The organism is Micromonospora sp. NPDC005215 (assembly GCF_040607915.1).
Classification (GTDB): domain Bacteria; phylum Actinomycetota; class Actinomycetes; order Mycobacteriales; family Micromonosporaceae; genus Micromonospora.
This window is the reverse complement of sequence record NZ_JBEXHQ010000013.1, coordinates 133,435-142,519: the sequence shown is the minus strand read 5'-3', so window position 1 is coordinate 142,519 and position 9,085 is coordinate 133,435. Positions and strand designations below refer to the sequence as shown.

The 9,085-nt window shown below is 73.2% G+C and carries 9 protein-coding genes and 3 tRNA genes; 2 read left to right on the top strand and 10 right to left on the bottom strand.

Annotated elements, in window-relative coordinates; genetic code table 11:
- Window positions 1-140: 140 nt before the first annotated feature.
- The 4 genes from ABZU25_RS13265 to ABZU25_RS13250 form a co-directional block, all read right to left on the bottom strand.
- Window positions 141-213, bottom strand: a tRNA-Glu gene (locus ABZU25_RS13265).
- 150 nt (window positions 214-363) lie between these two features.
- Window positions 364-436, bottom strand: a tRNA-Glu gene (locus ABZU25_RS13260).
- Between the two features lie 134 nt (window positions 437-570).
- A tRNA-Gln gene (locus ABZU25_RS13255) sits at window positions 571-642 on the bottom strand.
- Window positions 643-750: 108 nt separating this feature from the next.
- Window positions 751-1,554 (bottom strand): fumarylacetoacetate hydrolase family protein, encoded by an 804-nt coding sequence (locus ABZU25_RS13250; RefSeq protein ID WP_110562480.1) that lies wholly within the window; start codon window positions 1,552-1,554, stop codon window positions 751-753.
- Window positions 1,555-1,983: 429 nt separating this feature from the next.
- Between ABZU25_RS13250 and ABZU25_RS13245 the strand changes: the two genes are divergently transcribed.
- Both ABZU25_RS13245 and ABZU25_RS13240 read left to right on the top strand, forming a co-directional pair.
- Complete coding sequence (locus tag ABZU25_RS13245; protein ID WP_355029574.1) at window positions 1,984-3,252, top strand: hypothetical protein; 1,269 nt, start codon at window positions 1,984-1,986, stop codon at window positions 3,250-3,252.
- A 35-nt stretch (window positions 3,253-3,287) separates the two neighbouring features.
- Window positions 3,288-4,154 carry a 3-methyladenine DNA glycosylase gene (locus ABZU25_RS13240; RefSeq protein ID WP_355029573.1) on the top strand — a complete coding sequence of 289 codons (867 nt, stop codon included), beginning with the start codon at window positions 3,288-3,290 and terminating at the stop codon, window positions 4,152-4,154.
- A gap of 15 nt (window positions 4,155-4,169) precedes the next feature.
- Here the strand turns inward: ABZU25_RS13240 and arfB are convergent, their stop codons facing one another.
- The 6 genes from arfB to ABZU25_RS13210 all read right to left on the bottom strand — a co-directional run bounded on the left by arfB (window position 4,170) and on the right by ABZU25_RS13210 (window position 8,928).
- Window positions 4,170-4,595: an alternative ribosome rescue aminoacyl-tRNA hydrolase ArfB gene (gene arfB, locus ABZU25_RS13235; RefSeq protein WP_355029572.1), complete on the bottom strand. Its 426-nt coding sequence runs from the start codon at window positions 4,593-4,595 to the stop codon at window positions 4,170-4,172.
- 34 nt (window positions 4,596-4,629) lie between these two features.
- A complete protein-coding gene (locus tag ABZU25_RS13230) occupies window positions 4,630-4,926 on the bottom strand; it encodes a hypothetical protein (RefSeq protein WP_355029571.1) in 297 nt (98 codons plus the stop codon).
- Window positions 4,927-5,022: 96 nt separating this feature from the next.
- Window positions 5,023-5,877: a trypsin-like peptidase domain-containing protein gene (locus ABZU25_RS13225; RefSeq protein WP_355029570.1), complete on the bottom strand. Its 855-nt coding sequence runs from the start codon at window positions 5,875-5,877 to the stop codon at window positions 5,023-5,025.
- 38 nt (window positions 5,878-5,915) lie between these two features.
- Window positions 5,916-6,875, bottom strand: a complete 960-nt coding sequence (locus ABZU25_RS13220) for a VWA domain-containing protein (protein ID WP_355029569.1) — start codon at window positions 6,873-6,875, stop codon at window positions 5,916-5,918.
- Window positions 6,872-7,882 (bottom strand): DUF58 domain-containing protein, encoded by a 1,011-nt coding sequence (locus ABZU25_RS13215; RefSeq protein WP_355029568.1) that lies wholly within the window; start codon window positions 7,880-7,882, stop codon window positions 6,872-6,874. Before ABZU25_RS13215 ends, ABZU25_RS13220 begins: the two co-directional genes overlap by 4 nt.
- The gene (locus ABZU25_RS13210) at window positions 7,879-8,928 is read right to left on the bottom strand and encodes a MoxR family ATPase (protein WP_355029567.1); all 1,050 of its coding nucleotides are present in this window, start codon (window positions 8,926-8,928) and stop codon (window positions 7,879-7,881) included. The genes ABZU25_RS13215 and ABZU25_RS13210 overlap by 4 nt, the downstream gene beginning before the upstream one ends.
- Between the last annotated feature and the right edge of the window lie 157 nt (window positions 8,929-9,085).

Here is a 9,085-nt window from a genome sequence, read left to right as displayed (position 1 = left end):
GCCGGGCGCGGAGAGCCGGGCGCGGAGAGCCGGGCGCGGAGAGCCGGGCGCGGAGAGCCGGGCGCGGAGAGCCGGGCGCGGAGAGCCGGGAGCGGGTATGGGAAAGGCTCGCCCCGCGAAGCGGGACGAGCCTTTGGTTGTAGCCCCGACCGGATTCGAACCGGCGCTACCGCCTTGAGAGGGCGGCGTCCTGGGCCACTAGACGACGGGGCCAAGACTTTTCCGTTCACCGCCTTCGCGGGCGGTGCGGCTGTAGTCTAGCGGCACCGTCGGTCGACATGATCGGGGGGTACGGAGGCCTCAGCGGGGCCGCGCTGACACGAAACAGCCCGCCTCACCTGGTGAGACGGGCTGTGCACGATGTAGCCCCGACCGGATTCGAACCGGCGCTACCGCCTTGAGAGGGCGGCGTCCTGGGCCACTAGACGACGGGGCCAGAACTACTACTCGCTCCCCCACCCTGGCGGGCGGAGGAGCTGCACTCTACCGAGGTCACTCTCCGCCCCCGGAGGGGCGGAGAGGAACTCCGTCAGAATCCAGCGTCCGGAATTCTCGCGATTTCCGGTAGCGCTGGGGTACCAGGACTCGAACCTAGACTAACTGAACCAGAATCAGTCGGGCTGCCAATTACCCCATACCCCATTGGCCCCTTGAGGCGCCGGGAGTGAACTTTACCCTCCCGGTGCCGGCAGGCCAAATCGGATCCCCCCGAAACGCCTGTGAGCTGCGGAAACGGGGGCATCCGACGGATCAGGCGACGGGCACCACCGGGTTGGTGAGCTCGCCGATGCCCTCGATCCGCACCGTGACCGTATCCCCCTCGACGAGCGGGCTAACCCCGGCCGGAGTGCCGGTGAGAACGACGTCGCCGGGCAGCAGAGTCATCACGTGCGAGATGTACGACACCAGGCCGGCCACGTCGAAGACCATGTCCTTCGTGCGGCCGAGCTGGCGTACCTCCATCTCCTCCGGATTGCGACCGACCTCACACCGGATCTCCAGGTCCGAGACGTCCAGACCGGTGGTGATCCACGGGCCGATCGGGCAGAAGGAGTCGAAACCCTTGGCCCGGGTCCACTGCCCGTCGGATCGCTGGAGGTCCCGGGCGGTGACGTCGTTGGCGCAGGTGTAACCGAAGATGGCGCGTTCGGCGGCGGCCCGGTCGGCGCGGCGCGCGCCCGGCGCCCCGATCACGACCGCCAGCTCCGCCTCGTGCTCGACCTGCTTCGAGAAGATCGGCAGCCGGATGGCGTCCCGGGGGCCGATCACCGAGGTGGACGGCTTGAGGAAGAGCAGCGGCTCCTTGGGCACGTCGTTGCCGAGTTCGGCGGCGTGGTCGGCGTAGTTGCGACCGACGCAGACGACCTTGCTGGGCAGGATCGGCGAGAGCAGTCGGACGTCGGAGAGGGCCCAGCGGGCCCCACTGAAGGAGAGTTTGCCGAACGGGTGGCCTTCGATCTCGGCGATGGTCAGGCCCTGCGGCCCGGCCTCCGGTTCGCCTTCGACGGCTCCGAACGACATTCCCTTGGCATGGGCGAAACGAGCGATACGCACCCCGCCAATCTAGCCCCGCCGACCCCGCCACCGGCCAGGACCGGCCGTCGGGTGTGCGCAACCCGTCAGCGCGCGGCACCCTACCGGAGCTGGAGGTGACCGGGGTGGGGTTCCCGACTTCGTACCCGCACGGAGGCGGCTCGCCCCTAGCGTCGGCTCCGGAGGTTCGTTCGTATGCCTGCATCGACACGACACCACAGAGCCCTCGCAGTGTTCGTACACTGCCTCGGCATCCTCGCCGCCGTGCCGGCCCTGCCGGCGGCGGCTCCGGAGGCGTCGGCCGCGCCGAGACCGCCGGCCGCGACAGCCCGGCCGCCGGAGGCCACCTCGCGGCCACCGGCCGCGACAGCCCGGCCGCCGGAGGCCACCTCGCGACCACCGACCGCGACAGCCCGACCGCCGGAGGTCACACCGCGACCACCGGGCGGCGTGACTCGACCGAGCGCCGCGCCGACCGGGGTGCCGACGGCCACGCCGGGGCAGACCACCCACCCACCGGTCGCGGTGGCCGCGCGGCTGTCCGTCGAACCCACCCCGCCGTCGGCGCCACCGGCGGTGGCGCCGCCGTCCCGGGCACCGGCGTCGGCGCCCCCGCAGCAGGTCACGGTGGCGATCGCGCCGGAGAGCAGCCCCGCGCCGAGGTACCGGATCCAGGTGCGCAACGTGGGCAACGCCCCGGTGGACACGACAGTGCGGCAGGAGTTGCCGCCCGGGTCGTCGCCGACCGCGATCAGCGCCGGCGGCCGGTCCACCCGGGCTGGCGGGTCCACCACCGAGGTGACCTGGCGGTTGAGACTGCCGGCGCACAGCAGCACCACGCTGGGCACCGCGCTCGCCGCGACCGCGCCCGGTCAGCCGCTGACCGCGCCGGCCTGTGCGTTCACCAGTGACGGAACCCGGCCGTACGACTGCGCCACGGCCACCTGGAAGGCAGCGGCGGCACCCGCGGCCGAGGTCACCGAGGCACCGCCCTGGCGTCGGTACCCGGTGCTGCTCGCCGGATTGGCGGTCCTGCTGCTGATCAGCGTCGCCCTGGTGTGGGTGTGGCGGCGCCGGCGCGCGGGCCGGGTCACGGCCTCCGCACTGGCCAGCAGGAGCGGACCCGACGGTGGTCGCGGAACGATCTATCCGCGCCCGGCCGCCCCGACTGCGACGCGGCGTCGGCGTACCCCGCCGGTCTGGTTGTTGGTGGGTGCGGCCGTGGCGGTACTCGCCGGCGTCGTCGGCACCGCGGGCTGGACGGCGACTCGGCAGGTGTCGGCGATCGACACGCAGAAGCAGCCCACCAGCGGCGCGTGGATGGGCACCGGGGTCACCGGACCGGTGGGGGTGCCACTTCGCGAGTCGGCGTTCGAGTTCACCGTGTACCGGATGTCCTGCGGAGCGCCCGGCACCGCCGGAAAGGCCGACGGCCGAAGCTGCCAGGCCACAGTGGGTGTGCGCAACGTCACCGGCGACCACCAACCCTGGCACGGCCAACTGCAACGGGCGTACCTGCCCGGCGGGCGCTGGGTGAGCACCGACGAGTCGGCCACCCGGGCGGCCAACCTGGGTCGGGACATCTTCGCCGACCCGATGGCCGCGGGCAGTCGGATGGTGCTGCCGCTGGTCTTCACCGTCGACGGGCGGGACCCGCCGCAGCAGCTGGAGCTGCGCAGCGGGGTGTTCTCCGCCGGTGTGCGGGTGCACATGCCCTGACCGGGTGCGCGGGCGGCGGTCGTACCCTGGGGTGCGTGACCGCCGCCCTCGCCCCCGCCGTGCTCGACGTGGCGCAGTGGCAGGACCGCCGGCGCGCCCACGAGGAGCGGGTGGACGTCTGGTTGACCCCGCACCTGGCCCGCCGGCGGCGCGGTGAGCGGCATCCGGTGGCCGACTTCCTGTTCACCTACTACTCGCACCGCCCGGCCCAGCTCCGCCGCTGGCACCCGGGTGCCGGGGTCGAGCTGCGCGGCGCCGATCCGGGCGAGTTCGGTCGGGACTACCGCGCCACCACCGCCGGGGTCACCCTCGACACCGATGCGGTACGCGCGCGGCGCGGCGAATCGATCGCCTGGATCCGCTCCCTGCTGGCCGCCACCGCCGGCCGGGCACCGCACTTCGGCTGCTTCGGGATGCACGAGTGGGCGATGGTCTACCGGCAGACCCGGGAGGAGCTGCGGCACAACACCTGGCCGCTGCGGCTGAGCCCGGAGCGGACCGCCGCCGTCGTCGAGGAGCGGGGCGTGCGGTGCAGCCACTTCGACGCGTTCCGGTTCTTCACACCGCCGGCCCGGCCGTTGAACCTGCTCACCCCGACCCGGGAGTCGCAGCACGCGCTCGAGCAGCCGGGCTGCCTGCACGCCAACATGGACCTGTACAAGTGGGCGTACAAGTTGTCCCCGCTGATCGGGTCGGAGCTGGTGGCCGACACGTTCGAGCTGGCCCGGGAGATCCGCACGCTGGACATGCGGGCCAGCCCGTACGACCTGGCGGCACTGGGCTTTCCGCCGGTGCGGGTGGAGACTCCGGACGGTCGGGCGGAGTACGCGGCGGCGCAGCGCGCGTTCGCCGACCGGGCCGCTGTGCTGCGCGACCGGCTGCTCACCGCCGTCCCGGCCTGAGTCGACCGGGCCGTCCTACTCGCCGTCGGCGCGGCGGTCCCGTTTGCGCTGGGACTGGCGCTTCTTCTCGGCCAGTCTGCGCTCCTTGGCCCCACGGGACGGGCGGGTCGCCCGGCGGGGCGGCGGTGGGGGTGCGGCGGCCTCCCGCAGCAGCGCGGTCATGCGTTCCCGGGCCGCCTCCCGGTTGGCCAGCTGGGCCCGGTGCTCGCTGGCGGCGATCGTCAGCACCCCGTCGACCAGGCGGTTGGCCAGCCGGGCCAGGGCCCGCGACCGCAGCCACTCGGGCACGGCCGGGGAGTTGGCCAGGTCGTAGCTCAGCTCGACCCGGGAGTCGGCGGTGTTCACACCCTGCCCACCCGGCCCCGACGAGCGGGAGAAGCGCTCCCGCAGCTCCCCGGCGGGAACGATCCACCGATCGGTCACCCGCAGTCCGTCGTCCACGCCCCGAGGCTAACCCGCGACGACCGCCCGGGGGTCATCGGTGCGGGGTCTTGCTCTGCGTCGGGGACTGACTGGGCGCCGGCCCGGCGGTTTCCTCGTCGGAGCCGACCGCCGCGTATGCCACCGCGCCGAAGAGCAGCAGCGCGATCACCCCGGCCTTCACGGCGACGCCACGGATCAGCGACCAGGCGCCTCGACGGGCGCCCGGCACCGACTTCCGGACCGTCTGGTAGTCGTTCCACCCGCGTCGTGCCCGGGCGTACGCCGACCCCACTGCACATCCGATGACCAGGCCCACCAGCAGGAGGACCGAGAGAAGAGGACGCTCCACCTCCGCCAGTATCCATACCGACAGTCATATTTCCATGGTCCGATGCCGTCCCGCCGGATATCTGACACTGGCCGCGCTGTCGGCTGTCGGCGCAGGTCAGCCACCCTTGCCGATGATCGTGTCGGCGGTCTGCTGCACCTGGTCGATCGGGATGGCGAACCCGATGCCGATCGAACCGTTCCCGTCGATGGTGGCGATGGCGGTGTTCACGCCGACCACCTCGCCACGGGCGTTGACAAGTGGCCCACCCGAGTTGCCGGGGTTGATGGACGCGTCGGTCTGCACCGCGCGGTGCCGGTTGTTGCCCAGCCGCACCTCGCGGTCCAACGCGCTGACGATGCCGGCGGTGACCGTTCCGGCCAGCCCGAGGGGCGAGCCCACCGCGAGCACCGGCTCGCCGACCCGGGTCGCGCCCGGCTTGGCCAGGGGCAACGGGGTGAGACCGGCCGCTGCCGGCACCTTCAGCACCGCCAGGTCGCTGCGGGGCTCCCGGCCCACCACGTCGGCGGCGAACCGGCGGCCGTCGGGCAGCTCGACGGTCACCGGCCCGCCACCCCCCTTGGCCAGGATGTGATCGTTGGTGATCAGGTGCTGCTGGTCGTCCACGGCGAAGCCCGAGCCGGTCGCGGACCCGGCCGACGCGCCGCCGGCCAGCACCGACACCACCCCGGGTACGGTCCGCTCGGCCGCGGTGACCAGTTCGGCCGGCACCGGGGCGGCGGACGCCGCAGCCGGGCCGGTACCCCCGTCCCGGGCGGCCACCACGCCACCGGCGACGGCGCCCGAGACGGCGGAGAGCGCCACCACGGCCAGCGCGGCGAGCAGCCGTCGTGGCCTGCGCCCGCCCGGGTCACGCTCGGGTGTGTCCCACCACCCGCGCCCGTCCGGGTCGAGGTCCGGTGAGATGAACCAGGGACCACGCGGTTCGCCCAGTCCGGTCTGTACTGCCATGCGTACTCCTCACGGTCGACGGCGGTGGTGCGCGGCGGTCAGGGCAGGCGGGAGAACCAGCGCATGGAGCCGGCGGCGGCGCCCATCGCGAACACCAGTCCGAGGCCGATGAAACGAGCCGAGACGTCCTGCCGCTCGGTGCGGTAACCGACCGAGCTGCCGATGTCGTCGTAGACGGCCCGCAGCTCGTCGGTGGTGCCGGCCTCGTGGAACATCCCGCCGGTCTCCTCGGCGACCGCCTTGAGGGTCTGCCCGTCGACCGGCACCTGGATGGGCCGGCCGCCGCGGTCGACGAACCCGGACGGTGTACCGAAGGAGATGGCGTGCACCGGCACCTCCGCCGCCACCGCCTCCGCCGCGGCTTCCATCGGGTCCATTCCGGAGGTGTTGGCGCCGTCGGAGAGCAGGATGATCCGGGCCGGTGGGGTCTCCTTCGCGGCTGCGCTGTCAAGGCTCTTGACCGCGCCGAGGGACGTGTTGATGGCCTCGCCGATCGCGGTGCCCTGCACGCCGGTGATTCCCTCGGCGAGCCGGCCGATCCCCTCGTCGAGGGCGTCCCGGTCGGTGCCGGGCGGCACCAGCACGGCCGCGCTGCCGGCGAACGCGACGAGACCCACGTTGAACTCGTCGGGCAGGCCCTCGACGAACCGTCGGGCCGCCTGCTTCGCCGCGGCCAACCGGTCCGGTTCCACGTCGGTGGCGAGCATCGACGTGGACACGTCCACCGCCACCATCACCGTGGCCCGCTCGCGGGGCACCCGGACCTCGGCGCTGGGGCGGGCGAACCCGACGACAAGCAGGGCCAGCATGGCCAGGAAGAGCCCGGCCGGTACGTGCCGACGCCAGGCGGGCCGCTCCGGCGCCACCCGGTCCAGCAGCCGCAGATTGGTGAAGCGGACCGCGTACCGGCTGCGCCCGCGCTGCATCAGCAGGTACGCGCCGACGAGGGCGAGTACGCCGAGCAGCAGCCAGAGTCGCAGCGGCGACTGCCAGGTCACGCGACACCTCCCCGTGCTGGGCCGACCGGCGCGGCGGCCAGTCGACGTTGGGCGTGCACGTGCCGGACGATGTCCGCGCTCCAGTCCCCGTCGGTGCGCAGGGGCAGGTGGGTGGCGCCGCTGCGGCGCAACGACTGGTGGATCTGATCGCGCTGGACGGCGGCGGCCTCGGCGAAGCGTTCGCGCAGCCTGCGGTCCGATGTGCACACCTCGCGGCGGCGGCCGGTCTCCGGGTCGACGAGCGTGATCAGCCCGACGTCCGGTAGCTCCAGCTCACGCGGGTCGGTGACCTCGATCGCCAGCACCTGGTGCCGGGCGGCCAACCGGCGCACTGTGCGTTCCCAGGGTGCTGGCTGGGCCGGGTCGTCGGGCAGTCCGTCGAGGAAGTCGGAGACCACCACGACCAGACCACGGCGGTTGGCGATCCGGTGCAGCGCGTCGAGCCCGTCGGCCAGGTCCGGCGGCCCCACCGGCGCCCACCCCGGTCGGTCGCCGGGCGGGGTGGGGCGCGGGGCGGCGAGCAGCGTGCGGAGCAGGGCGAGCAGATGGGTACGTCCGCTGCGGGCCGGGAAGCGGCGTACCCCGTCGGCACGCAGCACCTGGGCGCCGAGGCGGTTGCCGACGCCCGCGGTCAGGAAGCCGACCGCGGCGACCGCTGCCACCGCCAGCTCCCGCTTGTCCAGCTCGGCGGTGCCGAACTCCATGCTGGCGCTGCCGTCGACAAGCAGCCAGGTGGTCAGTTCCCGGTCGGCGTCGACCTGACGGACGTGCGGCACTGCGGTGCGGGCCGTCACCGCCCAGTCCATCCGGCGGACCTCGTCCTCGCCCGGCCGGTACTCCCGGCTGCCGGTGGGCTCACTGCCGGGTCCGGGCAGCAGGCCGCGGTACTGGCCGTGCAGCAGTCCGTTGAGCCGGCGCGTGACGGTCAGCTCCAGGCGACGTACCCGCTGGTCCGGGGCCAACTCGGCGAGGCCCGGGTCAGCCGGCGCGACGTTCGCTCGTCTCATGCCGCCGCCAGGTCCGGCGTCTGCTGTGGGTGACCGCTGGCCAGCCGGGGCGGTGGCACCGCCTCGACCAGCCGCCGCACCAGGCTCTCGGCCGACACCCCGTCGGCCACCGCGTCGAAGGAGAGCACCAGCCGGTGGGCGAGGACGTCGACGGCGAGTTCACGGACGTCCTCGGGCAGCACGTACTCCCGCCCTCGCAGCAGGGCCTGGGCCCGAGCGGCGGCGACCAGGCCCAGGGTGGCCCGCGGGCTGGCCCCGTACGCCAACATCGGGGCGATCTCCGGCAGCCCGAAGCGGCCTGGGTCACGGGTGGCCAGGATCAGCCGCACCACGTACTCGGCCAGCGCGTGGTGGACGAAGACCTTCTCGGCGTGGGCCTGGAGGTCCCGCAGTCGTTGCGCGTCGAGCACCGGGCGCGGGCTCGGCCGGTCGGTGCTCATCCGGTAGAGGATGGCCAGTTCGTCGGCGTCGCTGGGGTAGTCGACCACCACCTTCATCAGGAACCGGTCGCGCTGCGCCTCCGGGAGCTGGTAGACCCCCTCGGACTCGATCGGATTCTGGGTGGCCAGCACCAGGAACGGTGCCGGGACCGGCCAGCTGCGCCCCCCGATGGAGACCTGCCGTTCGGCCATCGCCTCCAGCAGCGCCGACTGCACCTTGGCCGGGGCGCGGTTGATCTCGTCGGCCAGCACCAGGTTGGCCATGATCGGGCCCAGTTCGATGTCGAAGGTCTCCTTGGAGGCCCGGTAGATCCGGGTGCCGACGATGTCGGAGGGGACCAGGTCCGGGGTGAACTGGATTCGGGAGAAGGTGCCGCCGACGACGGTGGCGAGGGTCTGCGCGGCCAGGGTCTTGGCCACCCCGGGTACGCCCTCCAGGAGGCAGTGCCCGTTGGCGATGAGTGCGGTGAGCAGGCGTTGGACGAGCCGATCCTGCCCGACGATCACGCGTTTGACCTCGAAGAGGGTCTGTTCCAGCTCGACGCCGGTCGGCTCGGGATCGACCGAGGTGGGCATGCTGGCCAGGGTGTCCGAGATGTCCGTCACGGTGCTTGCTTCCCGGGGCGGGGGCTCGGCAAACGTCGGATTGTGCGGCCCGGACCGGCCCGGAGTGGCCCGAACGGGGATGAGTCGCACGCAAGCGTGACGATCGGCGCGAGCCCGCCGAGGAGCCCTCAACGGTGTCGGCACCGGCCAGCGGGAC